The sequence below is a fragment of the Streptomyces sp. NPDC005402 genome (assembly GCF_040606575.1).
Classification (GTDB): Bacteria; Actinomycetota; Actinomycetes; order Streptomycetales; family Streptomycetaceae; genus Streptomyces.
This window is the reverse complement of the sequence record NZ_JBEXFB010000009.1, coordinates 275,737-301,892: the sequence shown is the minus strand read 5'-3', so window position 1 is coordinate 301,892 and position 26,156 is coordinate 275,737. Positions and strand designations below refer to the sequence as shown.

Below are 26,156 nucleotides of genomic sequence, written 5' to 3'. Positions count from 1 at the left end.
CTCACACCCCCGCCGTCACGTCGTCGCCCAGGTGCGCGAGGCGCTCGGCCACCGCGTCCGGTGTCGGCGCGTCCATGCGGCCCGCGAGGCGGCCGTCCGCGAGGAACAGCACGGAGTCGGCGTAGGAGGCGGCGACCGGGTCGTGGGTCACCATCACCACGGTCCTGCCGTGCACCCGCACCGCCTCCTGGAGCAGCCGCAGCACGTCCCTAGCGCTCCTGGTGTCGAGGGCGCCCGTCGGCTCGTCCGCGAAGATCACGCGAGGATCGGTGACCAGGGCGCGGGCGATCGCGACACGCTGTCGCTGACCGCCGGAGAGCTGGTCGGGCCGGTGCCCGAGCCGGTCGCCGAGACCGACGGCCGTCAGGACCTCCGTGACGCGCCTCCGGTCGACCTTCCGGCCGGCGAGCTTGAGCGGCAGGACGGTGTTCTGGGCGACCGTCAGGGTCTCCAGCAGGTTGTACTGCTGGAACACGAACCCGACCCGCCCGCGCCGGAACCGCGTCAGCTCCGCCTCGCCACCGCCCGTCAGCTCCGTGCCGTCGACCCGCACGATCCCGCTGTCCGGCCGGTCGAGACCGGCCGCGCACTGCAGCAGCGTGGACTTGCCGGACCCCGACGGTCCCATCACCGCGGTGAAGGTGCCCCGGCCGAGGCTCAGCGTGACCCCGTCCAGGGCGGTCACGGCACTGTCGTGCGTGCCGTAGGTCCTGCTGACCTTCACCAGCCGCAGCGCCTCGGCGGCGGGCCCCGCGTCGTGCGTGCGTCGTGAACCTGTGCGAAACATCGTCGTCCCCCTTCGTCCGGCACGCCGTGTGCCTCGTTGAAGAAGCTACGGAGACGCGGACCCGGGGACATTGGGCGTAGAACCCGTCTTCGGGGGTGTACTCAGTGACACCCGCCGGTGGATACGGCAGGGTTGATCGCCATGACCGACGGAATAGCCTGGCTCGCCGAACCGCAGTCCATCGCCTGGGGCGGCTACAGCGTGGTGATCGCGCCCGACCTCGAATCGGAATCGCTGGCGCGACGGATCGCCGAGACCGCTCACCGGCCCTACCGGCCCCGCTCCATCGGAGAACTCACCGGCCGCCAGGTACAGGACCTGCTGGAAGGCCTGTACGGGGATGTCTTCCAGGGCATCGCCCTGCGCCACGGCGAGCTCGACGAGTGGTCGTACGTCATCAAGTACGGCGGCTGGCAGGGCGAGTTCGGCACCGGAAGCCGACCGGTCGACCGCGGCGGCCTGCACGTCTACCACCTGGAGTACGAGGAGGAGAACGGCAAACCGGTGCCCCCGAACTTCGCCTACCGCCACGACGAGAACCTGATGTGCGCGTTCAACCTGCACCTGGACGGAAGTTGGGGGTACGGCAGCCCCGAGGGCGACCCCGAGGTGGTCGCCGCCGTCCAGGAGCGGCTCACGGCTGCCGGCCTGCCCGACGACGACCTGGACCACCCCGCCGTGCACCGGGCCTGCCTGGAGGTACTCCAGCGGCACTTCGGCCTCACCCTGCCCCGCGAGCGGATCCTGGAGGACACCCTGCCAACGCTGCTGCTGACCGGCCCCTGACCGTAAGGCCACAGGGCGGGGGCGTTGTCAGTGGGGCGCTGTACTTTTCGGCGCATGGGGATCTATCTGGTCAGCGTGGGCGCGCGGGAGTGGTTCGACACGGACGAGGACGAGGGTGGCAGGGGCGCCCTCGCCGCGGCGCTCGACGAGGAGTTGCGCCGGCGGGGCCTGCCGCCGTACGAGTCCGTGCCGGAGGCGCCGGAACGGGTGGTGCGCGGGGCGGGGCTCGCGTTCGAGGAGAAGCTGGTGCCTCCCATGGACGGGTTCGAGGCGCTGTGCCGGGCGCATCTGTCCCAGGAGGAGTACGAGACGCTCTGCGGCTGGTCGCTGCTGGTGCCGTTCGCGCTGGACGACGAGATCTGGCTGCCGGTCGAGAACTCCTACGCCGACACGACGATGGTCGCCGGTGCCCCTCAAGTCCTCGCCCTCGCCGATCGGCTCGCCGGGGCTGTCGGCCTGCCGGTCGACGAGATACCTGCGGCCTGCGACAACCTCGATCTGACCATGTGGTTCCTGGACGGTCCGGTGAAGGACGTCGCCGCCGCACGACCGGGACCGTGGGCCGAGGACCTGGACGCCGCGTTCTACGTCGCCCTGTACCTGCGCGCCGCCCAGCACTGCCTGCGACGCGGCTGCCCGATCGTCTACAGCTGACGTGACGGCTCCGTGGCGTCGGTGACGTGAGGACGGCGTCCCGTCTTGAACGGTTTCAATCGGTTACGCGGAAGGTAGTCACTCCTTCGGTTGACTACTGGCTTCAACCGCCGCCCCCGCTGAATCGATACAACTCCAGCAGCCGAAGGGACCCCGGCATGACCGACGGAGCCGACAGCACGAACGGCACGGCAGGGCGCCGCAGGACGGTCCCGGGGGCGGCGCCGGCCGCCGACCGCACCGCCGTCGAGGGCCTCACCGTGGAGCACCGCACCGATCCGCTCGGCGTGGACGCGGCCCGCCCGCGATTCGGCTGGCGCACCGCGTCCCGGGTCCGCGGACGGCGTCAGACGGCGTACCGCATCCTGGTCGCGTCCACCCCCGACCGCCTGGCCGAGGGCCGCGCGGACGTCTGGGACAGTGGCCGGACCGACTCCGCGGACTCGGTGGCCGTGCGCTACGCGGGCCCCGGCCTGCGCGCCTCGACCCGCTACCACTGGACGGTCCAGGTCTGGGACGAGAGCGGTCGCAGGCTCCCCGAGGCCCCGCCCGCCCGCTTCGAGACCGGCCTGCTCAGCACCGACGGCGTGACCGGCTGGGACGGCGCGAAGTGGATCAGCATGGCGGGCAAGGCCCCGAACAGCGCGGGCGCGCCGCTTCTGAGAAGGCAGACGGCCCTGAAAGAGGGCCGCGTGCGCGCAGCGCGGCTCTACGTCTCCGCGCTCGGCGTGTATGACGCCTACGTCAACGGCAGCCGGGTCACCGTGCCCCAGGACGGCGGCACCACGTACGAACTCCTCACCCCGGGGTGGACCAACTACGACACCACCGTCAGCTACTTCACCTACGACGTGACGGGCCTGGTGGCGGAGCAGCCGCAGGTCACCCTCGCGGCGGTCCTGGGCAACGGCTGGTACAACGGCCGCGTCTCCGAGAACAGCGTCTACCACTCCGAGGCCGGCAACCGCCTCGCCCTCAAGGCCAAGCTCCTGATCCGCTACGAGGACGGCTCGACCCAGACCGTCGTGACCACGCCCGGCGACGACTGGAGGGCCACGGACACCGGCCCCTACCGCGCCGACGACCTCTACGACGGCCAGACCTACGACGCCCGCCGGGAACTGCCCGGCTGGACCGACAACGGCTTCGACACCTCCGCCTGGTCCGGAACCGAGGAACATGACTTCACGACGCGGTTCCCCGCCTCCCGACTGGTCGCCTACCCGGGCGAGTCGGCCCGGTTGATGCCCCAGTGGGACCGCAGGCCGCGGTCGATCACCGTCCACACCGGCGGCGGCGATTTCGTTCCCGACCCCGCCCGCACGGTCACCGATCCCGCCCAGGCCGCCACCGCCCCCCTCACTCTGCACCCGGGCGACACCGCCGTGATCGACCTTGGACAAAACCTCGTCGGCGTCCCCCGCTACACCCTCCGTGGTCCCGCCGGAGCCGAAGTCACCTTCCAGCCGGGGGAGATGCTCAACGACACCAGCGCGGGCGCCGACGGCCCCGAGGGCTCCGTCTACCGGGCCAACCTCCGCACCGCCAAGGCCACCAGCACGTACATCCTCAAGGGCGACCCGAAGGGCGAGACCCACCAGGACTCCCTGACCTTCTACGGCTTCCGCTACGTCTCCGTCACCACGACCGCCACCGTCACGCTCACCGAACTCACCGGCAGGGTCGCCACCTCCGCCCTCCACGACATCGGCCACGTCACCACCGACGACTCCGACGTCAACCAGCTGATCAGCAACGTCCGTTGGGGCCAACGCGGCAACTACCTCTGGGTCCCCACCGACTGCCCGCAACGCGACGAGCGCTGCGGCTGGACCGGCGACACCCAGCTCTTCTCCCGCACGGGCCTCTACAACGCCGATTCGGTCGCCTTCCTGAGCCACTTCCAGGACATCCTCATCGACTCCCAGCGCACCTACGGCGCGGACGGCGCCCAGTTCACCTGGATCGCGCCCGGCGCCCGCTACAACGAGCCGGTCCCGGCCGGCGGTTGGGCGGACTGCGGCGTCGTCGTGCCCTGGACCGTGTGGCAGATGAGCGGCGACTCCACCATCGTCGACCGGAGCTGGGACGCGATGACGGCCTACATGGACTGGATCCGCGCCCGCACCGGAGACACCTACGCCGGACAGGGCGCGATCTTCGGCGACTGGCTGGCCTTCCAGGTCACCAGCACCCAGCTCGTCAGCGACGCCTACTACGCCTACAGCGCCCGCCTCATGGCGGACATGGCCCGCGCCACCGGCCGCACCGCCGAGGCCCACGCCTACGAGGAGCTGTTCTCCCGCATCAAGCGGGCGTTCGTCACCAAGTACCTGAGCACCGAGGGCGGCCGGCTCACCGTGCGCTCCGGCCTCGGTTCCCCGCCGCCATGGACCCCGGGAGGCAGCCCCACGCAGACCGAGGACGACAGCCAGACCGCTCTGCTGTGGGTCCTCAAACTCGGCCTGTACGACACCGAGGTCCAGCGGCGCGCAATCGTCGAGCTCCTCGTCCAGAACATCGGCAACTCCGCCGAGTACAAGGCCGCCCACCCCGGCAGCACCCGTGTCGGATACGCCGAGAACACCCTCTCCGTCGGCTTCCTCGGGGTGAACGTCCTGGCCCCCGTCCTCACCGAGGAGGGCCAGGTGGAGCTGGCCTACGCGGTGTTGCACCAGGACGCGATGCCGTCCTGGCTGTACTCGGTGAGGAACGGCGCGACGACGGTCTGGGAGCGCTGGAACTCGTACGCGAAGGAGGACGGCTTCGGGCCGGTCGAGATGAACTCGTTCAACCACTACGCCTACGGCGCGATCATGGAGTGGATGTACGAGAGCATGGCCGGCATCGCCATGGACCCGGCCCACCCGGGCTTCAGGCACTTCCTCCTGCGGCCCCACCTCGACCCGACCGGCAGGATCACCCAGGTCACCGGCTCGTACCGGTCGCCGTACGGCGAGATCGTCAGCGCATGGACGGTACGGGACGGCGAGTTCACGCACCGGGTCGCGGTCCCCGCCAACAGCACCGCGACCCTGTGCGTCCCCACGACCGACCCGGACTCCGTGCGCGAGGGCAGCACACCCCTGTCGCAGGTCGGGGGAGTGACGTACGGGGGCTTCGAAGGCGGTGTGGCCTCGTACGAACTCCCCTCCGGCCGCTACGAGTTGACGTCCTCGCTCGCCTGAGAGTCCACCAGGACCACCTCCAGGGTGCGCGGACCGTGCACCCCCTCGACCCGGTCCAGCTCGATGTCACTGGTCGCCGAAGGACCGGAGATCCAGGTCAACGGGCGTACCGGGTCGAGGCGTTCGAGGGCCTGCGGCACGGAGGAGACGACCTGGTCCGGCACCCGTACGACACAGATGTGGTGGTCCGGGACCAGCGTGATGCGGCGGCGGCCCTGGTCCGGGCCGCCGTCCAGCACGATGGTGCCGGTCTCGGCGACGGCCACCGCGCACGCCGTGACCACGCTGTCGATCCGGTCCAGTTCGTGCGGGGTGCTCTCGACCCGGTCCGGGACCTGCTCGGCGTCGGCCTCCGCCAGCCACGCCGGCTCCAGGCCCGGCGGCACGAGGACGGTCTTCGATCCCCGGGCCGCGAGCATCCCGGCGAGTGTCGCCGGCAGGTCGGCGGTCGTGCAGCGGTGCACGATCGCCCGGTAGTCCGCGAGGTTCTCGGCCAGCAGCTCCACCGTCTCCTCGACGCTCCGGTCGCCGTGCTCCCGCAGATACGCGCGCTCGATCGGGGTGTCCTCGGTCTCGCCCCGCGTATCGGCCAGCGCACGCCGCACCCGGCCCAGGATCCGCTCCCTGCTGCTCACTTGCCCGCCTCCTTGCCGCCGCCTGTGCGCTGCCACCAATCGCGGAAGGGTTCCGCGGGCACGGCAGGCAGGTCCCGGGTGCCGCTCCACGCCTTGCCGGGACCTGGCAGGGTGCGTGGATGGAGACGGCGGGTCCGCGAGGCCGCCCGCTGGCCGGTGCGCAGGACACCGGGGTGGGCGAACGCCCAGCGGGCCGCCCGCATCGCCGCCCGCTCGGCCGCGTGCCCCTTGGCGGGTTTGAGCACCACCTTGTTGCCCTCGCGGACCACCGGCCCGCCCTGCACCACCCGCTCGCGCAGATGGACCAGCACCTCGGGGATGTCGATGGCGACCGGGCAGACCTCGTAACAGGCCCCGCAGAGCGAGGAGGCGTACGGCAGTGAGGCGTCGATCTCGCTTGCCGTACCCCTCAGTTGAGGGCTGAGGATGGCGCCGATCGGACCCGGGTAGACCGAGCCGTAGGCGTGTCCGCCGGCCCGCTCGTACACCGGGCAGACGTTGAGGCAGGCCGAGCAGCGGATGCAGCGCAGGGCCTGGCGGCCGACCTCGTCGGCGAGGGTGTCGGAGCGGCCGTTGTCGAGCAGCACCAGATGGAAGTTCTGCGGGCCGTCCTCGTCGGTGGTGCCGGTCCAGGTGGACGTGTACGGGTTCATGCGCTCGGCCGTCGAGGAGCGGGGGAGCGTCTGGAGGAAGACCTCCAGGTCCCGCCAGGTCGGCACGATCTTCTCGATGCCGACGACCGAGATCAGCGTCTCGGGCAGGGTCAGACACATCCGTCCGTTGCCCTCGGACTCCACGACCACCAGGGTGCCGGTGTCGGCGACCATGAAGTTGGCCCCGGAGATGCCGACCTTGGCGCGCAGGAACTTCTCCCGCAGGTGCAGCCGTGCCGCCTCCGCCAGTTCGGCGGGCGTGTCGGTGAGGCCCTCGGGTGCCGGGCGGCCCCATTCGCTCATCTCGCGCTCGAAGATGTCCCGGATCTCGCCCCGGTTGCGGTGGATGGCCGGGACGAGGATGTGGGAGGGCCGGTCCTTGCCCAACTGCACGATCAGCTCGGCGAGATCGGTCTCGTAGGCCCGGATGCCCGCGGCCTCCAGAGCCTCGTTGAGCCCGATCTCCTGCGTGGCCATCGACTTGACCTTGACGACCTCCGACTCGCCGGTCATCTTGACGAGCCGGGTCACGATCTCGTTGGCCTCGTCGGCGTCGGCCGCCCAGTGGACGGTGCCGCCCGCCGCCCTCACCGACTCCTCCAACTGCACGAGGTAGCGGTCGAGATGGCGCAGTGTGTGGTCCTTGATCCGCTTGCCCGCCTCGCGCAGCTCCGCCCAGTCGGACACCTCGGCGACGGCCTTCTCCCGCTTGGCGCGGATGGTGTGGGTGGCGTGGCGCAGATTGCCGCGCAGCGTCTTGTTGTTGACGGCCTCGTGCGCGGCCCGGGGGAAGGCCGGCATCCCTACGAACGTCCCGCTCATACGGTCGGCTCCTCCTCCGTGCTCGCCAGGATCTCCGCGATGTGCACCGGCCGCATGTCCGACTCCAGCCGGCCCATCGTGCCGCCGATGTGCATCAGACAGGAGTTGTCGGCCGCGCACAGCACCTCGGCGCCCGTGGACTCGGCGTTGCGCACCTTGTCCGTACCCATCGCCGCCGAGACATCGGAGTTCTTCAGCGCGAAGGTGCCGCCGAAGCCGCAGCACTCGTCGGCGCCCGGAAGCTCCTTCAGCTCAAGCCCCTTGACCGCCTGGAGCAGCCGCCGCGGCCGGTCACCGAGGCCCAGACCGCGCAGTCCGTGACAGGTCGGGTGGTACGTCACCGTGTGCGGGTAGAACGCCCCGACATCCGTCACCCCGAGCACGTCCACCAGGAACTCCGTGAGTTCGTACGTCTTGGGCACCACGGGCGCCAGCGTGGCCGCGAGGCTCTCTCCGCGCCCCTCCGCCCGGGCCCGCTCTCCCATCCGCGGATACAGTTCCCGCACCATCGCCCCGCACGATCCGGACGGCGTCACGATCGCCTCGTAGTCCCGGAAGACATCGGAGAAATGCCGGGCCAGCGGTTCCGCCTCATGCCGGTAGCCCGTGTTGTAGTGCGCCTGCCCGCAGCAGGTCTGGGACATCGGGAAGTCGACGTCGACGCCCAGCCTGGTCAGCAGTTTCACCACAGCGCGCCCGGTGTCCGGATAGAGCGTGTCGTTGACACAGGTCAGGAACAGGGCGACACGCATCGCGGCTCCTTGTGGTCGGTCATCGGATGAGTGAAGCGTAATGCGGAGGGCGGGGCTCGGGGGAGCCCTAGTCAGTCCCGGGCGAGCCGGGCCTGCGCCTCGCGCCAGCGCGCGGTGTCGCCCTGCGGCTCGTACCGGGTGAGCGGCTGGGTCCGGGTGAGCAGCTCGCGCCCGCCCGCGAGGTCGCCCACGAGCCCGTGGGCCCGCGCCTGGACCAGGACGTTGCCGAGCGCGGCCGCCTCGGTCGGTCCCGCCACCACCGGCAGCCCGCAGGCGTCGGCGGTGAGCTGGCACAGCAGGGCGTTGCGCGTCCCGCCCCCGACGACGTGCACGACGTCCACGGGGTGGTCGGCCAGCCGCTGCGCCTCCTCGACCGCCTTGCGGTGGGCCAGGGCCAGCGAGTCGAGGATGCAGCGCGTGACCTCGGCGGGGGAGACGGGCACCGGCTGCCCCGAGGCTCGGCACGCCTCGGCGATCCGCTCCGGCATCCGGCCCGGAGCGAGGAACATGGCGTCTCCCGCGTCCACCACCGACCGCAGCGCCGGCACCTTGGCCGCCTCCAGCAGCAGCTCGCCCAGGTCGGGGTCGCCCCAGGCCCGTACGCACTCCTGGAGCAGCCACAGCCCCATGATGTTCCGCAGATACCGGACCGTGCCGTCGAGCCCCAGCTCATTGGTGAAGTTGGCGGCCCGGCTCTCCTCCGTCAGCACCGGCGCGTCCAGCTCGAGCCCCGCCAGGGACCAGGTGCCGGTGCAGATGTAGGCGAACCGCTCGCCGGACGCGGGGACGGCGGCCACCGCGGAGGCGGTGTCGTGCGACCCGACGGCCGTCACGGGCACGGGCCCGTGCAGTCCGGTCTCCTCCAGCACCTCGGGCCGCAGCAGTCCCGCCCGGTCACCCGGCTGCCGCAGCGGCGCGAACAGCTCCAGATCGATCCCCACCCGCTCGGCGATGTCGTACGACCATCCGCGCGTCCGGGGATCGATCAGCTGGGTCGTGGAGGCGTTGGTCAGCTCCGTGCCCTGCTCGCCGGTCAGCCAGTACGCCAGCAGATCGGGAATGAGCAACAGACGCCGGGCACCGACGAGTTGGTCGGCCACGAGCTGGTACAGCGTGTTGAAGGGCGCGTACTGCAAGCCGGTCGCCGCGTAGAGATCGGGCGCGGGCACGGTCGCCCACACCTTCTGCGCGATCCCCTCGGTGCGGGAGTCCCGGTAGTGCACGGGGTTGCCGAGCAAGGCCCCGTCGGCGTCCAGCAGTCCGTAGTCCACGGCCCAGCTGTCGATGCCGACCGAGTCGACCTGCCCGGCTGCCCTCAGCCCGTCCAGGACACCGCCGTACAGCGAGAGGATGTCCCAGCGCAGGCCCTCCGGGAGCCGGACCGGCCGGTTCACGAACCGGTGCGCCTCGGTCAGCTCCAGGCTGTCGGGGCCGACGCGGCCGACCATGACACGTCCGCTGGACGCGCCGAGGTCGACCGCGGCGTACGACTTCACGGACGCGCTCATCGCAGGAAGGCGGCCGCGACGCCGGCGTCGACGGGGACGTGCAGACCGGTGGTGTGGGTCAACTCCCCACCGGTCAGGGCGAAGACCGCGTTGGCGACATGCTCGGGGAGCACCTCGCGCTTGAGGATGGTCCGCTGGGCGTAGAACTCGCCGAGCTTCTCCTCCTCCACGCCGTACACGGCCGCCCGCTTGGCACCCCAGCCGCCCGCGAAGATGCCGGACCCGCGCACCACACCATCGGGGTTGACACCGTTGACGCGGATGCCGTGCTCGCCCAACTCGGCGGCCAGCAAACGGACTTGGTGGGCCTGGTCGGCCTTGGTGGCGGAGTAGGCGATGTTGTTGGGACCGGCGAACACGGCGTTCTTGGAGGCGATGTAGACGATGTCGCCGCCGAGCTTCTGGGCGATCATCACCCGGGCCGCCTCCCGCGACACCAGGAAGGAACCGCGCGCCATGATGTCGTGCTGGAGGTCCCAGTCCTTGGCGGAGGTCTCCAGGAGCGGCTTCGAGATGGAGATACCGGCGTTGTTGACGACGAGGTCCACGCCGCCGAAGGCCAGCACCGCGGCCCGGAACGACTCGGCGATCTGCTCCTCGGAGGTGACGTCCACGGTCACGGCGACGGCCTTGTCGGGCCCGCCGAGCTCCTCGGCGACCGCGGCCGCGTTCTCGGCGTTGAGATCGGCGACGACGACACACGCGCCCTCGGCGACGAGGCGCTGCGCGATGGCCTTCCCGATCCCGCTGCCGGCCCCCGTCACGAGGGCGACCCGGGTCGCGAGCGGCTTGGGCTTCGGCATCCGCTGGAGCTTGGCCTCCTCAAGGGCCCAGTACTCGATGCGGAACTTCTCGGACTCCTCGATCGGCGCGTAGGACGAGACGGCCTCGGCGCCCCGCATCACGTTGATCGCGTTGACGTAGAACTCACCCGCGACCCGGGCGGTCTGCTTGTCCTTGCCGAAGGAGAACATGCCGACACCCGGAATCAGCACGATCGCCGGGTCGGCCCCGCGCATGGCGGGGGAGTCGGGCAGAGCGTGCCGCTGGTAGTAGGCGGCGTACTCCTCGCGGTATTCGGCGTGCAGTTCGTCGAGCCGTGCGACGGCCTCCTCCAGCGGAGCCGTCGGCGGCAGGTCCAGGACGAGCGGCCGCACCTTGGTGCGCAGGAAGTGGTCGGGGCAGGAGGTGCCGAGCGCGGCGAGGCGCGGGTGTTCCGCGCGGGCCAGGAACTCCAGCACCGGCGCCGAGTCGTTGAAGTGCCCGACCTGCGGCTTGTCCTGGGAGGCGATGGCGCGGACGTACGGCGCGAGCGCCGCCGCCCGCTCCTTCCGGTCGGCCTCGCCGAGGGCGCCGTAGCCCTCGATGACGGGCCCGAAGGGCTCAGCCTTGCCGCGCTCCTCCAGGAACCTCTCGGCGGTCCGGATGATGTGCAGCGAGTTCTTCTCGCACTCCTCGGCCGTGTCACCCCAGGCGGTGATGCCGTGCCCACCGAGGACGACACCGATCGCCTGCGGGTTGGCCGCCTTGATGGCCGCGATGTCCAGCCCCAGCTGGAACCCGGGCCGCCGCCACGGCACCCAGGCGACGGTGTCCCCGAAACACTCGGCGGTCAGCTTCTCCCCGTCGGCCGCACAGGCGAGCGCGATCCCGGAGTCGGGATGCAGGTGGTCGACGTGCGCGGCCTCGACCAGCCCGTGCATGGCGGTGTCGATGGAAGGAGCGGCGCCCCCCTTGCCGTGCAGGCAGTAGTCGAACGCGGCGACCATCTCGTCCTCGCGCTCGACACCCGGGTACACGTCGACGAGCGCCCGCATCCGGTCGAGCCGCAGCACCGCGAGCCCGGCCTCGGTCAGCGTCCCGAGATCACCCCCGGACCCCTTGACCCACATCAGCTCCACATCACCCCCGGTGACGGGATCGGTGTCGGTGCCCTTGGCGGACGCGTTGCCGCCGGCGTAGTTGGTGTTACGGGGATCGGAGCCGAGCCGGCGGGACCGGGCGAGGAGAGCGGCGGCTTCGGGGTGGAGTGCCATGAACTTCCAGTCCTTACTGAAATGAGGGTGAGATGACTTCTCTGGGGGCGCGGGGCTGTATCAATTTGCGGCTCCGCCGCGCGGGCGCGACCAGCCACAACGGACCCGCACCCCGCAGACGACAGAACCAGGCAGACGCTCACGCCCCCCAGCCGGCCTGCTCCCCACCAACCCGCGAGGCCACGATCTTCTCGGCCCACCCGGACCGCTTGTACGCAGCGATGGGGTTCGCGTCGAGCCCCATCTCCTCCCGCACCTCGGCCAGCAGCGGCCGCACATCCGTGTTGTACGCGTCCATGAGCACAGCGTTCGCCTCAAGAACGTCGCCCTCGCGCTGAGCCACGCCAAGAGCGTCCCGGTCGACCAGCAGGGCCTTCGCGGTAGCTTCCTGCACGTTCATCACCGACCGGATGATCGCCGGGATCTTCGCCTCGATGTTGTGGCACTGGTCGAGCATGAACGCCACGTCGGGCGTGAACCCACCGCCACGAATGACCTCGTACATGATCCGGAACAGCTGGAACGGATCGGCCGCGCCCACCATGAGGTCGTCGTCGGCGTAGAAGCGCGAGTTGAAGTCGAACCCGCCGAGCTTCCCCTCCCGCAGCAGCGTGGTCACGATGAACTCGATGTTGGTGCCGGGGGCGTGGTGCCCGGTGTCGACGACGACCTGCGCCTTCTCGCCGAGCTTCAGGCAGTGCGCGTACGCCGTCCCCCAGTCCGGCACGTCCGTCGAGTAGAACGCCGGCTCGAAGAACTTGTACTCGAGCAGCATCCGCTGCCCATCACCCAGACGGTCGTACACCTCGGAGAGACCTTCGGCGAGCCGGTCCTGCCGGGCCCGCAGATCGTCCTGGCCGGGGTAGTTCGTCCCGTCGGCGAACCACAGCTTGAGGTCCGTGGACCCGGTGGCGTCCATGATGTCGACGCACTCCAGCAGGTGATCCAGCGCCTTCCGCCGCACGGTGGCGTCCGGATGGCAGATGCTGCCCAGCTTGTAGTCGTCGTCCTGGAAGGTGTTGGAGTTGATGGCGCCGAGCTGCACGCCCCGCTCCTCGGCGAATTTCGCCAGCGCGGCGTAGTCCTCGACCTTGTCCCACGGGATGTGCAGGGCGACGGTCGGGGCCACCCCGGTGAACGCGTGCACCTGCGCCGCGTCCTCCAGCTTCTCCTGCGGGGTACGCGGTACGCCCTGCTGGGCGAACACCTTGAAGCGGGTTCCCGAGTTCCCGTACGCCCACGACGGCGTCTCGACGGCCTGGGTCTTGAGAGCGGCCTTCACCGCGGCGAGCTCGGTCACTTGAGGGCTCCTGTGACGTCGGGTCTTGAGGGCTGTCCGAACTGCTTCCCTGTGAAACGATTCAAGACGGGAAAGTATGGCGACCGCGCAGGGGTGTCAACCCCTGCGACCAAGGCTGTTGCCCGTGACCCCCCTGTGACCTGAGTCCATCGAAACTTTTTCGACACGAACCCATTGACGTGACATGCGCTCCATGCCTAACGTCCCGGCAACCAAGTTGAAACCTTTCACGACGCCGTGAGGGCCGTCCCGCCGGCGTCGTCGAGGAGCCCCCAATGACCCACCCGTCCACCACGGGTCCGGCCCCGGTTCTCGCGCTCAGGGACATCTCGAAGTCCTTCGGCGCGGTTCGCGCCCTGCGGGACGTCTCCCTGGAGCTGTTTCCCGGGGAGGTACACGCCCTCGCCGGCGAGAACGGCGCGGGCAAGTCGACCCTCATCAAGACCCTCGCGGGAGTGCACCGGCCGGACACCGGCCAGGTAGTGCTCGACGGCGAGCCGGTCGTCTTCCACGGTCCCGGTGACGCCCGCGACGCGGGTATCGCCGTGATCTACCAGGAGCCCACGCTCTTCCCCGACCTGTCGATCGCCGAGAACATCTTCATGGGCCGCCAGCCCCGGCGCGCCCTCGGCCGGATCGACCACAAGGCCACGCACGCCGCGACCCTGGCCCTGATGCAGCGCCTCGGGGTCGAACTCGACCCCGATCGCCCGGCGCGCGGCCTGTCCATCGCCGACCAGCAGATCGTCGAGATCGCCAAGGCGCTGTCCTTCGAGGCCCGCGTCCTGATCATGGACGAGCCGACGGCGGCCCTGACCGGCAGCGAGGTGGCCCGCCTCTTCGGCGTCGTCAAGGCGCTCCGTGAGCAGGGTGCCGCGGTGCTGTTCATCTCGCACCGCCTGGAGGAGATCTTCCAGATCTGCCAGACGGTCACCACCCTGCGTGACGGCGCCTGGATCTCCAGCGAGCCGATCGAGGGCATGACCGAGGACGACCTGGTCCGCCGCATGGTCGGCCGCGACCTCGAAGAGCTCTACCCCAAGCAGGACGTACGCCCCGGCGAGGTCGCGCTCACGGTGAGCCGGCTGACCCGGGAGGGCGTCTTCACCGACGTCTCGTTCGAGGTCAGGCGAGGCGAGATCGTCGGGCTCGCGGGGCTCGTCGGAGCGGGCCGTACCGAGGTCGCCCGCGCCGTGTTCGGCATCGACCGCTGGGACGCCGGCGAGGTCTCCGTGGACGGCAGGGCGCTGGTCAACGGCGCCCCGTCCACCGCGATGGCCGCGGGCCTCGCCCTGGTCCCCGAGGACCGGCGCGCCCAGGGCCTCGTGATGGACATGTCCATCGAGCGCAACATCGGCCTCACGGGTCTGCGCACGACCGTCAAGGCGGGCCTGATGGACCGCGGCGCCGAACGCAGCCGTTCACTCGACTGGGCCGTCAAGCTCCAGGTGAAGTACGCCCGCATCGCCGACACCGTCAACACCCTGTCGGGCGGCAACCAGCAGAAGGTCGTCCTCGCCAAGTGGCTGGCCACCGGCCCCAAGGTGCTCATCGTCGACGAGCCGACCCGTGGCATCGACGTCGGCACCAAGGCCGAGGTGCACCGGCTGCTCAGCGAACTGGCCGCCGACGGGGTGGCCATCCTGATGATCTCCTCCGACCTGCCCGAGATCCTCGGCATGGCGGACCGCGTGCTCGTGATGCACGAGGGCCGCCTCACCGCCGAGATCCCGCGCTCCGACGCCACCGAGGAAACCGTGATGGCCGCAGCCACCGGGAGGGCCGCCGCATGACGGTGACGACTCCCAACCAGGCCCCCGTGACCGACGTACCCAAGTCCAGCGGCACCCGTCTGGTCGACCGCGTCTTCAAGATGCGCGAGCTGGCCATCCTGGTCGTCTTCCTGGTGATGATCGTCGTCACCCAGATCGGGAACAGCGACTTCCTCACCGAGCAGGGCATCAAGGACCTGCTGCTGAACGCCACGATCCTGGTGCTGGTCGCCACCGGCCAGTCGCTGGTCGTCATCACGAGGAACGTCGACCTCTCGGTCGGCTCCATCCTCGGCATCAGCGCCTTCGCTGCCGGCACCTATCTGCACGGCGGCGGGAACCCCGTGGTGGCGATCGTCCTCGCGATGCTGCTCGGCATCGGCTTCGGCCTGCTCAACGGCCTCCTGGTCAGCCTCGGCCAGGTGCCCGCGCTCGTGGTCACCCTCGGCACGCTCTACATCATCCGGGGCATCGACTCCATCTGGGTCGGCTCCCGCCAGATCACGGCGGCGGACCTCCCGGACAGTTTCGTGAACTTCGGCTCGGGCGGCATCTCCGCGGTGCCCTGGCTGGCGCTGATCGCGCTGGCGGTGCTCATCGCCACCGCCTACTACCTCAAGCACTTCGGCAGCGGACGCGAGCTGTACGCGCTCGGCTCCAACCCCGAGGCCGCACGGCTCGCCGGCATCCCGGTGCGCAAGCGGATCCTGGCCGCGTACACCTTCTGCGGCGGTCTCGCCGGCCTCGCCGGGGCGTTGTACCTGGCCCGGTTCGGCAACGTCGACTCCGGGACCGGCACCGGCTACGAACTGACCGTCGTCAGCGCGGTCGTGGTCGGCGGCGTCGTCTTCACCGGCGGCTCCGGCAGCGTCTACGGCGCGGCGCTCGGCGCCCTGCTGCTGACCTCCATCAACAGCGTGCTGCCCGCCCTCGGCGTCAGCTCGGTCTGGGTGCTCGCCATCAACGGCATCCTGCTCATCCTCGCCATCGCGGTCGACCGGGTCGTCGCGCTGCGCGTGGCCTCCGCCCTGAAGAAGAGGAACGCCCGCCATGCCTGAGTCCCTCAGCCGCGCGATCCGCTGGGACACGGTGGTCGGCACCCTCCTGATCGTGGTCCTGCTGCTGTCCTTCGGCACCGTCGACGGCTTCGGCAACGCGCTGAACCTGTCGTTCCTGATCGGCAACACCCTGCCGATCGCACTGATCGCCCTGCCCATGACCCTGCTGGTCGTCTCGGGCGAGATCGACCTCTCCGTCGCCTCCACCGCAGGCCTGTCCGGCGCGGTGATGGGCGCCCTGTGGAACCAGGGCCTGACGATCGAGGTGATCATCCCGATCTGCCTGCTGCTCGGCGTGGTCTGCGGGCTGATCAACGGCCTGCTGGTCACCCGGCTCGGCCTGCCCTCGCTCGCCGTCACCATCGGCACCCTCGCCGCCTACCGGGGCATCGCACAGATCGTGCTCGGCTCCGACGCGGTGACCGACTTCCCCACGCAGTACCTGGACTTCGCGGCGGGCCGGGTCGGCGACACGTTCATCCCGCAGGCCTTCCTGCCCTTCCTCGTCCTGCTCGCGATCGCCGTGGTCGTCCTGCACGCCACGCCGTTCGGGCGCTCGGTGTTCGCGACCGGCGCGAGCGAGGAGGCGGCGCGGTTCGCCGGCATCCGGGTCAAGCGGCAGAAGCTGATCCTGTTCACCGTGACGGGCCTGATGGCCTCGCTCACCGGCATCTTCTGGGCACTGCACTACGCCAGCGCCCGCTACGACAACGCCACGGGACTCGAACTCTCCGTCGTGGCGGCCGTGTTGCTGGGCGGCATCGACTTCGACGGCGGCAAGGGCACGCTCGGCGGCGCGATCGCGGGAGTCTTCCTCCTCGGGGCGCTGCAGAACGTGATGAGCCTCCAGGACGTCTCCGCCCAGTCCCAGATCGTCGTCACCGGCGTTCTGCTCGTCCTCTCCGTGCTGGGCCCCCGGGTCGCACGGCAGATCTCGGTTGCGAGGGCCGGCCGCCGAGCCGCCTCGACACCGGCGTCCAAGGCGCCCACCCCGGCCGCGTAGGCCCGGGCGCTCCAGGAAACCTCGTATCCGCTCACCCTCGTAAGGAAAATCCGTCATGCGTAAGTCATCCCTCCGCCGTTCCTGCGCGGCCCTGGCCGCCGGCACCTCCCTCGCCCTCGCGCTCACCGCGTGCGGCGGCACCACCAAGAAGGACGTGCAGGACGAGGGCGCCTCGGCGGCCTCCACCGCGAAGGCCGACCCGAACGCGGCCACCAAGAAGGGCCTGACCGTCGGCTTCCTGCCCAAGCAGGTCAACAACCCGTACTTCACCTCCGCCGACAAGGGCGGCGAGGCGGCCCTGACCGAGCTGGGCTCGAAGTACAAGGAGGTCGGTCCGTCCAGCGCCACCGACACCGCCGGGCAGGTCTCCTACGTCAACACGCTCACCCAGCAGCAGGTGAACGCGATGGCCGTGTCCGCGCAGGACCCGGGCGCCCTGTGCACCGCCCTCAAGCAGGCCATGTCGAACGACATCAAGGTCGTCACCTACGACTCCGACACCAAGCCGGAGTGCCGCAACGCCTTCGTCTCGCAGGCCTCCGCCGAGGACCTGGGCCGCACCGAGGTGCAGCTGCTCGCCGAGCAGATCGGCTACAAGGGCGAGATCGCGATCCTGTCCGCCGCCCAGACGGCGACGAACCAGAACACCTGGATCGACTTCATGAAGGACGAGCTGACCGACCCGAAGTACAAGAACATCAAGCTCGTCAAGGTCGCGTACGGCAACGACGACGCCCAGCAGTCCTTCCAGCAGACCCAGGGCCTGCTCCAGCAGTACCCGAACCTGAAGGGGATCATCTCCCCGACCACCGTGGGCATCAAGGCCGCCGCCCAGTACCTCTCCGGCTCCAAGTACAAGGGCAAGGTCAAGCTGACCGGCCTCGGCACCCCCAACGACATGCGCAAGTACGTCAAGAACGGCACCGTCGAGGCGTTCGAGCTGTGGGACCCGGCGAAGCTCGGCGCCCTGGCCGCGCAGACCGCCGTCGCCCTGTCCTCCGGTCAGATCACCGGCAAGGAGGGCGAGACCTTCAAGGCCGGCGGCACCACGTACACCATCGGCAAGGACGGCGTGATCAACCTCGGCAAGCCGACCGTGTTCGACGCCAAGAACATCGACCAGTTCAACTTCTGATCTCTCGTTGAAGGAGCGGTACTTCATGCAGCGCGTCTGTTTCCTCCTCAAGGTCCGTGAGGACCGACTCGCCGAGTACCGCGAACGCCACGCCGCCGTGTGGCCGGAGATGCTCCAAGCACTCTCGGCCACCGGCTGGCACAACTACTCGCTCTTCCTGCGCGACGACGGTCTGCTCGTCGGCTACCTGGAGACCGCGGACTTCGAGGCCGCCAAGGCCGGTATGGAAGCCACCGAGGTCAACGCCCGCTGGCAGGCCGAGATGGGCGAGTTCTTCGAGTCCCTCGACGGAGCCCGCCCCGACGAGGCGATGAAACCGCTCACCGAGGTGTTCCACCTCGCCTGACCCTCCCCATCAGGACAGCAGGAGCCGCATCCATGAAAAGACGCACGCTGCTCGCAGGTGCCATCGTGTCCGCCATGTCCACCTCCGCGCTCACCGGCGGCACCGCCCGCGCCGCCGACCCCGGTCCCTCCGTCACCCGGACCGGCACCACCACCCTCGACAGCCAGGCCGTCTTCTTCGTCTCCTACGACGGCCTCGTCAACAACAACTCGTTCCAGAAGAACGGCCTGCTGACCTACAAGGGCTACCAGTACGCCGTCTGGTACACCGCCGACAAGAACGCCGTCGTCGGCCGCCGCGTCCTCGGTGGCAGCACCTGGTCCACGGTTCAGGTCGGCCACACCCTCAAGACCAGCGACTCCCACAACGTCATCTCCATGGGCGTCTCCAAGGTGGACGGCCGCCTCCACCTCAACATGGACTCGCACAGCGACGGCTTCACCTACGTCAAGTCGGTCGCGGGGCTCATGGACAACCCGTCCGGGCTGAGCTGGACCTCCGCCCGGTTCGGCGCACCCCAGTCCACCCTGGACGGCCTCGCCCTCACGTCGCAGTTCACCTACCCGCAGTTCGTCTCGACCCCCGACGGCAAGCTCCAGCTCAGCTACCGGGCCGGGATATCGGGCAACGGCCGCAACGCCCTCGCGGAGTACGACGGTTCGAGCTGGACCAACCTCGGCGAGTGGTCCAGCTCCACGGGCACCTACACCAGCGAGCACGGCTCCTCGACGGCCCGCAACATGTACCTGCACGGCATCGACTACGACAAGAACGGCCGGCTGCACTCCTTCTTCACCTGGCGCGAGCAGAACGGCGCCGTGATGTGCAACAGCGGCGGCATCACCAACCACGACACCGGCTACGTCTACTCCGACGACCGCGGCCGCACCTGGCGCAACAACGCCGGAGCCGTCGTCGGCACCACCGGCGGCTCCGACAAGGTCGCCGTCACCGACAGCGGCCTGGTGATCGACGCGCTGAACCCGGACCACTCCCTGATGAACCAGGAGAGCCAGTCCACCGACTCCGCCGGCCTGCCGCACGCGATCATCAGTTACGTCCCCGGCCGCTTCGGCCAGTGCACCACGAACTACGTCTCGGACCGCACCGCCAACGGCCGCGCCTTCCACGTCCGCAAGAACTCCTCGGGCACCTGGCAGAAGACCGAGATCCCGGTCGTGCTCGGCTCCAGCCAGCGCACCAAGCTGATCCTGGACAAGTACGACAACGCCTACGCGATCTTCCCGTTCGGCCGGATCGCCGCCGCCTCCAAGGCGTCCGGGTACACCGACTGGAAGATCCTGTTCGACGGCAGCGGCCTCAACGCCTTCGGCGAGGTCGTGATCGACGAGCTGCGGGTGGCACAGGACAACGTGCTGTCGTTCATGTACCAGGAGAAGTCCAGCGGTACGACTCCCTCGGCGCTCCATGTCGTCGACTTCGCATTGCCCGCCTGATCGTGACCGGTGCGGGGGCGGTTCGACGATAATGTGAAGGTCGTCCTGCCGCCCCCCTCTCCCTGGAGGTCCCTGCCCGATGGCCCAGTCGGTGGGTATCAAGGACGTCGCCCGTGCCGCCGGAGTCTCCGTCGGCACGGTCTCGAACGTCATCAATCGTCCGGACTCCGTCGCCACCGAGACCCGGGCGCGCGTCCTGTCCGCGATAGACCGGCTCGGCTACGTCCGCAGCGAGTCCGCGCGCCAGCTGCGCGCGGGCCGCAGCCGGATCATGGGCCTGCTCGTGCTCGACATGGGCAACCCCTTCTTCGTCGACGTCGCCCGCGGCGCCGAGCGGGCCGCCCGCGAGGACGGCCTCGGCGTGATGGTCTGCAACAGCGCCCAGAGCGCGAGCGAGGAGGCGGAGTACCTGTCCCTCTTCGCCGAGCAGCGGGTGCGCGGCGTCCTGCTCACCCCGACCGACGCCTCGGGGCGCAGCATCGACTCCTTCCGCCGCCACGGCATCCCCTTCGTCCTCGTCGACCGGGTCGCCGAGGGCACCACGGAGTGCTCGGTCTCCGTCGACGACGTCGCAGGCGGCGCGCTCGCCGTACGCCACCTCGTGGACGCCGGGCACCGCTCCATCGCCTACGTCAGCGGACCGCCCGGACTGAACCAGGTCCGCGACCGCCGCACCGGCGCCCTCAGCGCCCTCGCCGAGGCGGGTCTGGGCCCCGGCAACCTGCGCGAGCTGCCCACCGAACGGCTCGACGTGGCCGCCGGCCGGGACGCCGGTGCCCGGCTGCTCGGCCTCGCGGACCGCCCGACCGCCGTGTTCTGCGCCAACGACCTGCTCGCCCTCGGCGTCCTGCAGGCCATGTACGCGGCCGGGATAACGGTCCCCGATGACCTCGCCATCGTCGGCTACGACGACATCGAGTTCGCCGCCGCCGCGGCCGTCCCGCTCACCTCGGTCCGCCAGCCCGCCGTCACGATGGGCGCGCTGGCCGCCGAACTGCTCCTGGAGGAGACGGAGGCGGAGACCACCGGCAAGCGGCACGAGCACCGCCGGGTGGTGCTCCAGCCCGAACTGGTCGTGCGGCGCTCCAGCCTGGCGGCCCGCTGACCGGCGAGTCAGTAAGATTTCATGATCGAAGGGGTCGGACGGCGGACGAACATGTGCTGAACTGGGACGCGCCCTGAAGAATCCGTCCGTCCCGGGAGCCCTGTTGACCGCGACCTACCGCCAGCCCGGCCTCGTCCTCACCGACCGCCGCTTCACCGTCCCCCTCGACCACGACGACCCGGCCGGGGAGACGATCGAGCTCTACGCACGCGAGGCCGTGGCGAGCGACAAGGCGGGCCAGAACCTGCCGTGGCTGGTCTACCTCCAGGGCGGCCCCGGCTTCGGGGCGAACCGGTTCGTCGGCAAGGGAGCCTGGTTCGGCCGGGCCCTGAAGGAGTACCGCGTCCTGCTGCTCGACCAGCGCGGCACCGGCCACTCCAGCCCCGCGAACCGCCAGACGCTCCCGCTGCGCGGCGGGCCCGCCGAGCAGGCCGACTACCTGGCCCGCTTCCGCGCCGACTCGATCGTCCGGGACTGCGAGGCGATCCGCCCCGAGGTCACCGGCGGTGCCCCCTGGACCGTCCTCGGCCAGAGCTTCGGCGGCTTCTGCGCGACGACCTATCTGTCCCGCGCCCCCGAGGGTCTCGCCGCCGCCGTCCTCACCGGCGGCCTGCCCTCCCTCGACGCCCACGCCGACGACGTCTACCGGGCGGCCTACCCGCGGGTGGAGCGCAAGGTCGCCGCGCACTACGCCCGCTACCCGCAGGACGTCGAGCGGGCCCGCCGTATCGCCGACCACCTCCTCACCCACGAGGTGACCCTGCCGAACGGCTACCGGCTCACCGTCGAGGCCTTCCAGTCGCTCGGCATCCTCCTCGGCGGCAGCGAGGGCAGCCACCGCCTGCACTTCCTCCTGGAGCACGCCTTCGTCCGCACCCCGCGCGGCTCCGAGCTGTCCGACGCCTTCCAGGAAGAGGCCCAGGGCCTCCTCTCGTACGCGTCCCACCCGCTGTACGCCCTCGTCCACGAGGCCGCCTACGCCCAGGACGAGCGGCCGACCGCCTGGTCGGCGGAACGGGTGCGCGCCGAGTTCCCGCAGTTCGACGCGGCCAAGTCCCTCACCGGCGACGAGCCGCTGCTGTTCACGGGGGAGTCCGTCCACCCCTGGATGTTCGACTGCGACCCGGCCCTGCGGCCGCTGCGCGAGACCGCCGAGCTCCTCGCCGCCCGCACCGACTGGCAGCCCCTGTACGACCCGGCCCGCCTGGCCGCCAACGAGGTCCCGGTCGCCGCTGCCGTCTACCACGACGACATGTACGTCGACACGGCCCACTCCCTGGAGACCGCCCGCGCGATCCGCGGTCTGCGTACCTGGGTGACGGACGAGTTCGAGCACGACGGCGTCCGCGCGGGCGGTCCCCGCGTCCTGGACCGGCTGCTCGCCCTGGCGCGCGACGAGGTCTGACTACGGCGACCCGGAGGCCGACGACCGACGACATGCCGCACCTTGCAATCCGGCATAGGGTTTATTTCGGTCAGGTGTCGACGCCGGAGTCGAGAGGACGTCAGCCGATGAGCACACCGTCACCCCACGGACGGTCCCGGATCGCCGCCCTCGCCGTGGCCCTGGCCGCCGCGAGCACGCTCACGCTGGTCGCGTGCGACGACGACTCCGGGGGCTCGTCGACCTCCTCGGCGACGCCCACGGCCCCGGACACGGCGTCCTTCTCCGGCAACGCGGCCTCCGCCCTCGCGTCCCTCGAGGCGTCGGTGCGGGCCGAGGCCTCCGAACGGGCCGCGTCCGCCTCGGCGGCCGCCTCCTCCTTCGAGGCCTCCGTCTCCGCCGAGACGGAACGCGCCAACCAGGCCGCGCGGACCGAGCTCGCCAAGGTCGACGGACAGGGCAACGCCAGGTCCGAGGTCACCATGACCGGCAAGCCGCGCTCGGGGACCGGTGGTCTGCTCGCCGTCGTCGTCACCATCACCAACAAGACCGACAAGGCGGCCTCGTACGCCGTGCAGGTCGACTTCCTCGACTCGTCGGGCAAGGTGGTGGAGACGCGGTACGTCGGCGCCGAGGACCTGAAGCCGGGGGAGAAGGCGCAGCCCGTCGCCGTCAGCCGCAAGCCCGCCGCGCCGGTGCTGACGCCCGAGCTGGCGAAGGCGCAACGTTATTGACCCACGCCGTGCATATGCTGCGCGCGGACTCCGGGGCGCCTGCCTCCAGAAGGGTCCGCGGTGCGCGGGTCGTGGCCGAACAGGCCATGAGGTTCCGGCAGTTCGCCGACTGCGCCCGCCTCGCGCTCGTCAACGGCGAGGTCGGGATCGTCAACTTGCCCGAGGGCCGTCCCCTCGCGGTCGCGGGCGTCGCCGTCTGCGAGGGCAGGATCGTCGCCCTGCACATCCTGGCCGACCCGGAGCGGCTCGCCCGGCTCGAACTGCCGGGAACCGCCCGCTGACTCAGGCGGCCACGGCCGGCGCGCCGGGCGTGCGGTGCGGGCTCACCACCCGTCCGTCCGGCAGGAGTTCACCGGTGTCGTCGAAGAGGATGGTGCCGTTGCACAGCAGGCTCCAGCCCTGTTCGGGATGGGCCGAGACGATCGCCGCGCTGCGGTGGTCCGGGTTGTCGGCGGTGGGGCACGGGGGCTGGTGGCTGCACATGACCTCTCCTCGATGCGTTCGGCTCCTGCCTCGATCGGCCGCTGTCTCTGTGGTAGCCGAGCTTGTTTTCCGTTGTATGAGGAGACCCCCACATCGCCGGAGAACCATCGGTGAGTTCCTGCCAGGCCGGCCGCTTCCCGGGGCCGTTAGGCTGGCCGTGATGCAAGAACAATTGATCGATCTCAGCGGCGACTGCGCACGGTGCTTCGGCCTGTGCTGTGTCGCCCTGCCCTTCACCGCCTCCGCGGACTTCGCGCGCGACAAGCCGGCCGGCACCCCCTGCCCCAACCTGCGGGACGACCACCGGTGCGGCATCCACGCGAAGCTGCGGGACGAGGGTTTCACCGGATGCACGGTCTACGACTGCTTCGGGGCCGGGCAGAAGGTCTCGCAGATCACCTTCGGCGGCCGGGACTGGCGCACCGGTCCCCGTGAGGACGCCCGCCGGATGTTCGACGTCTTCCCGGTCGTGCGCCAGCTCCACGAACTGCTCTGGTATCTCACCGAGGCACTCACCCTGCCCGCTGCCCGACCGGTCCACGCCGACCTGCGCCGCATGCTGGAGCGGACCGAGGCGCTGACCCGGGGCACCGCGGAGGAACTGACCGCACTGGACGTCCCCGCGCACCGGCAGGAGGTCAACGTCCTCCTGCTGCGGACCAGCGACCTGGTGCGGGCGAAGATCGGCGGCAAGAAGAAGAACCGCCGGGGTGCCGACCTGATGGGCGCCCGTCTCAAGGGCGCCGACCTGCGCGGGGCCAGTCTCCGCGGCGCCTACCTCATAGCGGCCGACCTCACCGGCGCCGACCTGCGCGGCGCCGACCTGATCGGAGCCGACCTGCGCGACGCCGATCTGACGGACGCGGACCTGACCGGCGCGTTCTTCCTCACTCAGCCCCAGCTGAACGCGGCCCGGGGCAGCGCCGGCACCCGGCTGCCGGACTCAGTCACCCGCCCCGGGCACTGGACAGCGTGACGTCGAGGGCGCGGCCTCGTCGAGATCCGTCACTGAGGCGGTCGTAGCGCCCGCGCCCGCCCGTCGCTCCAGGTGCAGCCGCAGCCCTTCCGGCATCAGCGTCAGCCGCTCGGTCACGCTGAGCCGGTAGTCGGGATCGGCCCGCAGCTCGTAGCGGCGCAGCAGCAGACCGAGCACCAGCGTGGCCTCGTGGAGCGCGAACTGGCGCCCGATGCAGGCCCGCGCCCCCGTGCCGAACGGCTTGAAGACATGCGGGGGACGCGACCGTACGGCCTTGGGGTCGAAGCGGTCCGGATCGAACCGCTCCGCGTCGGCACCCCACACCTCGGGATCGCGCTGCAGCATCGGCGTGAGCACCAGCGTCCAGGCCCCGCGGCGCATCGGATACCGCCCGGCCAGCACGGTGTCCTCGACGGCCTCCCGGGCGAACGCGGGCGCCGTCGGCCACAGCCGCAGCGACTCGTCCAGCACCCGGCGTACGTACCGCAACTTCGCCACCTGGTCGTACCCGGGCACGTCGGTGGCGCCCCAGACGCGGTCCACCTCGGCACGCGCGCGTGCGGCGACCTCGGGGTGGCGGGAGAGATAGTGCAGGGCGAAGGAGAGCGCGCCCGACGTGGTCTCGTGGCCGGCCACCAGGAAGGTGATGACCTGGCGGCGGACGTTCTCCGGCGACAGCCGCTCACCGGTCTCCGGGTGGGCCGTCTCCAGCATCCGGTCGAGAAGGTCACCGTCCCCGCCCGCCGCGCGCCGGGCCCGGACCAGGTCGTCGACCATGCGGTTGAGGTGGGCGATGTCGTCCGCGTTGCGCCGCGCGGCACGTCGTAGAAGAGCCGGGAAGGGCACGGAGTTGAGGCGTTGCGCGTAGGTCAGGGTGCCCACCATCGCCGTCACGAAGGGATGCGGCCGGTCGCGCTCGAAGGAGCCGAAGTCGTGCCCGAACCCGGTCCGGGCGATGGTCTCCAGCGTCAGCTTGGTCATGTCTCCGGGCACGTCCACCGCCCGGCCCGCCGCCTGCTCGCGGTCCCAGTGGTCCGTCAGCCGCCCGGCCACGGCCAGCATCATCGGGTGGTAGGCCTCCATCGCCTCCCGGCTGAAGCCCGGTGCCAGCACGTCGTGCGCCAGCTGCCAGTTCGGCTCGTGGTTGTACGCGGTGAACAGCCCGTCGCCGGCGACCGGCCGCAGATTGGCGACCCCGAGGCCCACGTGCTTGGCGAACCGCGACTCGTCCGCCAGGTCCGCGACCAGGTCGGCGCCCCAGGTGAACACGAACTCCCGGTTGAAGGCCTTGCGCCGGTAGATCGGCCCCAGGTGGCGGGCGAAGCGCACCGAGTCCTGGAGCGGGGTGGCCCGGTTGACGCCCAGCACGTCACCGAGCAGGGGGAGCCGACGCGGCGGGTGCGGAATGCGGTGCAGCTCGGGCCAGCCCAGCTCGGCGCTGCGAAATCCCGTCGGCCGGGTGGCCGTCGTCGTCTCCGCCATGACGAGATCTCCCTTGGTCCAGCGGCAGCTGAGCGCGTTGTACGTGGGTTCAATAACGCGCCTCAGTCTGATCCCGTTGTTGAACCGGCGTCAAGTAAAG

Annotated in this window: 23 protein-coding genes; 14 read left to right on the top strand and 9 right to left on the bottom strand. The window is 70.5% G+C overall.

Going from position 1 to position 26,156, the window contains the following annotated elements; genetic code table 11:
* Nucleotide 1 precedes the first annotated feature (1 nt).
* Complete coding sequence (locus ABZT02_RS20145) at nucleotides 2–787, bottom strand: ABC transporter ATP-binding protein (protein ID WP_356019310.1); 786 nt, start codon at nucleotides 785–787, stop codon at nucleotides 2–4.
* Between the two features lie 141 nt (nucleotides 788–928).
* On the opposite strand from ABZT02_RS20145, the gene ABZT02_RS20140 reads away from it, so the two are divergent.
* The 3 genes from ABZT02_RS20140 to ABZT02_RS20130 all read left to right on the top strand — a co-directional run bounded on the left by ABZT02_RS20140 (nucleotide 929) and on the right by ABZT02_RS20130 (nucleotide 5,415).
* Nucleotides 929–1,573 (top strand): hypothetical protein, encoded by a 645-nt coding sequence (locus tag ABZT02_RS20140; protein WP_356019309.1) that lies wholly within the window; start codon nucleotides 929–931, stop codon nucleotides 1,571–1,573.
* 54 nt (nucleotides 1,574–1,627) lie between these two features.
* Nucleotides 1,628–2,227 carry a hypothetical protein gene (locus ABZT02_RS20135; RefSeq protein WP_356019308.1) on the top strand — a complete coding sequence of 200 codons (600 nt, stop codon included), beginning with the start codon at nucleotides 1,628–1,630 and terminating at the stop codon, nucleotides 2,225–2,227.
* Nucleotides 2,228–2,385: 158 nt separating this feature from the next.
* Nucleotides 2,386–5,415 carry a family 78 glycoside hydrolase catalytic domain gene (locus ABZT02_RS20130; RefSeq protein ID WP_356019307.1) on the top strand — a complete coding sequence of 1,010 codons (3,030 nt, stop codon included), beginning with the start codon at nucleotides 2,386–2,388 and terminating at the stop codon, nucleotides 5,413–5,415.
* Here the strand turns inward: ABZT02_RS20130 and ABZT02_RS20125 are convergent.
* The 6 genes from ABZT02_RS20125 to rhaI all read right to left on the bottom strand — a co-directional run bounded on the left by ABZT02_RS20125 (nucleotide 5,388) and on the right by rhaI (nucleotide 13,121).
* Nucleotides 5,388–6,050 (bottom strand): LUD domain-containing protein, encoded by a 663-nt coding sequence (locus ABZT02_RS20125; RefSeq protein ID WP_356019306.1) that lies wholly within the window; start codon nucleotides 6,048–6,050, stop codon nucleotides 5,388–5,390. The two genes, ABZT02_RS20130 and ABZT02_RS20125, sit on opposite strands and share 28 nt — an antisense overlap.
* Nucleotides 6,047–7,525: a LutB/LldF family L-lactate oxidation iron-sulfur protein gene (locus tag ABZT02_RS20120; protein ID WP_356019305.1), complete on the bottom strand. Its 1,479-nt coding sequence runs from the start codon at nucleotides 7,523–7,525 to the stop codon at nucleotides 6,047–6,049. Before ABZT02_RS20120 ends, ABZT02_RS20125 begins: the two co-directional genes overlap by 4 nt.
* Complete coding sequence (locus ABZT02_RS20115; RefSeq protein WP_356019304.1) at nucleotides 7,522–8,277, bottom strand: (Fe-S)-binding protein; 756 nt, start codon at nucleotides 8,275–8,277, stop codon at nucleotides 7,522–7,524. Before ABZT02_RS20115 ends, ABZT02_RS20120 begins: the two co-directional genes overlap by 4 nt.
* A gap of 71 nt (nucleotides 8,278–8,348) precedes the next feature.
* A complete protein-coding gene (locus ABZT02_RS20110) occupies nucleotides 8,349–9,785 on the bottom strand; it encodes an FGGY-family carbohydrate kinase (protein ID WP_356019303.1) in 1,437 nt (478 codons plus the stop codon).
* The gene (locus ABZT02_RS20105; RefSeq protein WP_356019302.1) at nucleotides 9,782–11,821 is read right to left on the bottom strand and encodes a bifunctional aldolase/short-chain dehydrogenase; all 2,040 of its coding nucleotides are present in this window, start codon (nucleotides 11,819–11,821) and stop codon (nucleotides 9,782–9,784) included. The genes ABZT02_RS20110 and ABZT02_RS20105 overlap by 4 nt, the downstream gene beginning before the upstream one ends.
* Before the next feature lie 139 nt (nucleotides 11,822–11,960).
* Nucleotides 11,961–13,121, bottom strand: coding sequence for an L-rhamnose isomerase (gene rhaI, locus ABZT02_RS20100; protein ID WP_356019301.1), 1,161 nt, complete (start codon nucleotides 13,119–13,121; stop codon nucleotides 11,961–11,963).
* Nucleotides 13,122–13,396: 275 nt separating this feature from the next.
* Here rhaI and ABZT02_RS20095 point away from each other — a divergent pair, with 275 nt between their 5' ends.
* From ABZT02_RS20095 to ABZT02_RS20050, 10 genes are all read left to right on the top strand, one after another.
* On the top strand, nucleotides 13,397–14,914 hold the full coding sequence (locus tag ABZT02_RS20095; protein WP_356019300.1) for a sugar ABC transporter ATP-binding protein: 1,518 nt from the start codon (nucleotides 13,397–13,399) through the stop codon (nucleotides 14,912–14,914).
* A complete protein-coding gene (locus tag ABZT02_RS20090) occupies nucleotides 14,911–15,951 on the top strand; it encodes an ABC transporter permease (RefSeq protein ID WP_356019299.1) in 1,041 nt (346 codons plus the stop codon). Before ABZT02_RS20095 ends, ABZT02_RS20090 begins: the two co-directional genes overlap by 4 nt.
* The gene (locus ABZT02_RS20085; protein WP_356019298.1) at nucleotides 15,944–16,954 is read left to right on the top strand and encodes an ABC transporter permease; all 1,011 of its coding nucleotides are present in this window, start codon (nucleotides 15,944–15,946) and stop codon (nucleotides 16,952–16,954) included. Before ABZT02_RS20090 ends, ABZT02_RS20085 begins: the two co-directional genes overlap by 8 nt.
* A gap of 55 nt (nucleotides 16,955–17,009) precedes the next feature.
* Entirely contained in the window at nucleotides 17,010–18,089 is a 1,080-nt protein-coding gene (gene rhaS / locus ABZT02_RS20080; RefSeq protein WP_356019297.1) for a rhamnose ABC transporter substrate-binding protein, read from the top strand.
* 25 nt (nucleotides 18,090–18,114) lie between these two features.
* Entirely contained in the window at nucleotides 18,115–18,435 is a 321-nt protein-coding gene (locus tag ABZT02_RS20075; protein WP_356019296.1) for an L-rhamnose mutarotase, read from the top strand.
* Between the two features lie 32 nt (nucleotides 18,436–18,467).
* A complete protein-coding gene (locus ABZT02_RS20070) occupies nucleotides 18,468–19,892 on the top strand; it encodes a BNR repeat-containing protein (RefSeq protein WP_356019295.1) in 1,425 nt (474 codons plus the stop codon).
* Between the two features lie 79 nt (nucleotides 19,893–19,971).
* Nucleotides 19,972–20,997, top strand: a complete 1,026-nt coding sequence (locus ABZT02_RS20065; protein WP_356019294.1) for a LacI family DNA-binding transcriptional regulator — start codon at nucleotides 19,972–19,974, stop codon at nucleotides 20,995–20,997.
* 103 nt (nucleotides 20,998–21,100) lie between these two features.
* Entirely contained in the window at nucleotides 21,101–22,402 is a 1,302-nt protein-coding gene (locus ABZT02_RS20060) for an alpha/beta fold hydrolase (RefSeq protein ID WP_356019293.1), read from the top strand.
* 107 nt (nucleotides 22,403–22,509) lie between these two features.
* Nucleotides 22,510–23,115, top strand: coding sequence for an FxLYD domain-containing protein (locus ABZT02_RS20055; RefSeq protein WP_356019292.1), 606 nt, complete (start codon nucleotides 22,510–22,512; stop codon nucleotides 23,113–23,115).
* A gap of 71 nt (nucleotides 23,116–23,186) precedes the next feature.
* Nucleotides 23,187–23,396 carry a hypothetical protein gene (locus ABZT02_RS20050; protein ID WP_356019291.1) on the top strand — a complete coding sequence of 70 codons (210 nt, stop codon included), beginning with the start codon at nucleotides 23,187–23,189 and terminating at the stop codon, nucleotides 23,394–23,396.
* A gap of 1 nt (nucleotide 23,397) precedes the next feature.
* On the opposite strand, the gene ABZT02_RS20045 is transcribed toward ABZT02_RS20050, so the two are convergent.
* On the bottom strand, nucleotides 23,398–23,598 hold the full coding sequence (locus tag ABZT02_RS20045) for a DUF5999 family protein (protein WP_356019290.1): 201 nt from the start codon (nucleotides 23,596–23,598) through the stop codon (nucleotides 23,398–23,400).
* Nucleotides 23,599–23,758: 160 nt separating this feature from the next.
* Between ABZT02_RS20045 and ABZT02_RS20040 the strand changes: the two genes are divergently transcribed.
* Nucleotides 23,759–24,574: a pentapeptide repeat-containing protein gene (locus tag ABZT02_RS20040; RefSeq protein WP_356019289.1), complete on the top strand. Its 816-nt coding sequence runs from the start codon at nucleotides 23,759–23,761 to the stop codon at nucleotides 24,572–24,574.
* On the opposite strand, the gene ABZT02_RS20035 is transcribed toward ABZT02_RS20040, so the two are convergent.
* A complete protein-coding gene (locus ABZT02_RS20035) occupies nucleotides 24,542–26,056 on the bottom strand; it encodes a cytochrome P450 (protein WP_356019288.1) in 1,515 nt (504 codons plus the stop codon). The two genes, ABZT02_RS20040 and ABZT02_RS20035, sit on opposite strands and share 33 nt — an antisense overlap.
* Nucleotides 26,057–26,156: the final 100 nt, after the last annotated feature.

Excerpts from the sequence above, each read along its gene's own strand:
- ABZT02_RS20145 (WP_356019310.1), bottom strand. The coding sequence starts at position 787 with ATGTTTCGCACAGGTTCACGACGCACGCACGACGCGGGGCCCGCCGCC.
- ABZT02_RS20140 (WP_356019309.1), top strand. The coding sequence starts at position 929 with ATGACCGACGGAATAGCCTGGCTCGCCGAACCGCAGTCCATCGCCTGG.
- ABZT02_RS20135 (WP_356019308.1), top strand. The coding sequence starts at position 1,628 with ATGGGGATCTATCTGGTCAGCGTGGGCGCGCGGGAGTGGTTCGACACG.
- ABZT02_RS20130 (WP_356019307.1), top strand. The coding sequence starts at position 2,386 with ATGACCGACGGAGCCGACAGCACGAACGGCACGGCAGGGCGCCGCAGG.
- ABZT02_RS20120 (WP_356019305.1), bottom strand. The coding sequence starts at position 7,525 with ATGAGCGGGACGTTCGTAGGGATGCCGGCCTTCCCCCGGGCCGCGCAC.
- ABZT02_RS20115 (WP_356019304.1), bottom strand. The coding sequence starts at position 8,277 with ATGCGTGTCGCCCTGTTCCTGACCTGTGTCAACGACACGCTCTATCCG.
- ABZT02_RS20110 (WP_356019303.1), bottom strand. The coding sequence starts at position 9,785 with ATGAGCGCGTCCGTGAAGTCGTACGCCGCGGTCGACCTCGGCGCGTCC.
- ABZT02_RS20105 (WP_356019302.1), bottom strand. The coding sequence starts at position 11,821 with ATGGCACTCCACCCCGAAGCCGCCGCTCTCCTCGCCCGGTCCCGCCGG.
- ABZT02_RS20095 (WP_356019300.1), top strand. The coding sequence starts at position 13,397 with ATGACCCACCCGTCCACCACGGGTCCGGCCCCGGTTCTCGCGCTCAGG.
- ABZT02_RS20090 (WP_356019299.1), top strand. The coding sequence starts at position 14,911 with ATGACGGTGACGACTCCCAACCAGGCCCCCGTGACCGACGTACCCAAG.
- ABZT02_RS20085 (WP_356019298.1), top strand. The coding sequence starts at position 15,944 with ATGCCTGAGTCCCTCAGCCGCGCGATCCGCTGGGACACGGTGGTCGGC.
- rhaS (WP_356019297.1), top strand. The coding sequence starts at position 17,010 with ATGCGTAAGTCATCCCTCCGCCGTTCCTGCGCGGCCCTGGCCGCCGGC.
- ABZT02_RS20075 (WP_356019296.1), top strand. The coding sequence starts at position 18,115 with ATGCAGCGCGTCTGTTTCCTCCTCAAGGTCCGTGAGGACCGACTCGCC.
- ABZT02_RS20070 (WP_356019295.1), top strand. The coding sequence starts at position 18,468 with ATGAAAAGACGCACGCTGCTCGCAGGTGCCATCGTGTCCGCCATGTCC.
- ABZT02_RS20065 (WP_356019294.1), top strand. The coding sequence starts at position 19,972 with ATGGCCCAGTCGGTGGGTATCAAGGACGTCGCCCGTGCCGCCGGAGTC.
- ABZT02_RS20055 (WP_356019292.1), top strand. The coding sequence starts at position 22,510 with ATGAGCACACCGTCACCCCACGGACGGTCCCGGATCGCCGCCCTCGCC.
- ABZT02_RS20045 (WP_356019290.1), bottom strand. The coding sequence starts at position 23,598 with ATGTGCAGCCACCAGCCCCCGTGCCCCACCGCCGACAACCCGGACCAC.
- ABZT02_RS20040 (WP_356019289.1), top strand. The coding sequence starts at position 23,759 with ATGCAAGAACAATTGATCGATCTCAGCGGCGACTGCGCACGGTGCTTC.
- ABZT02_RS20035 (WP_356019288.1), bottom strand. The coding sequence starts at position 26,056 with ATGGCGGAGACGACGACGGCCACCCGGCCGACGGGATTTCGCAGCGCC.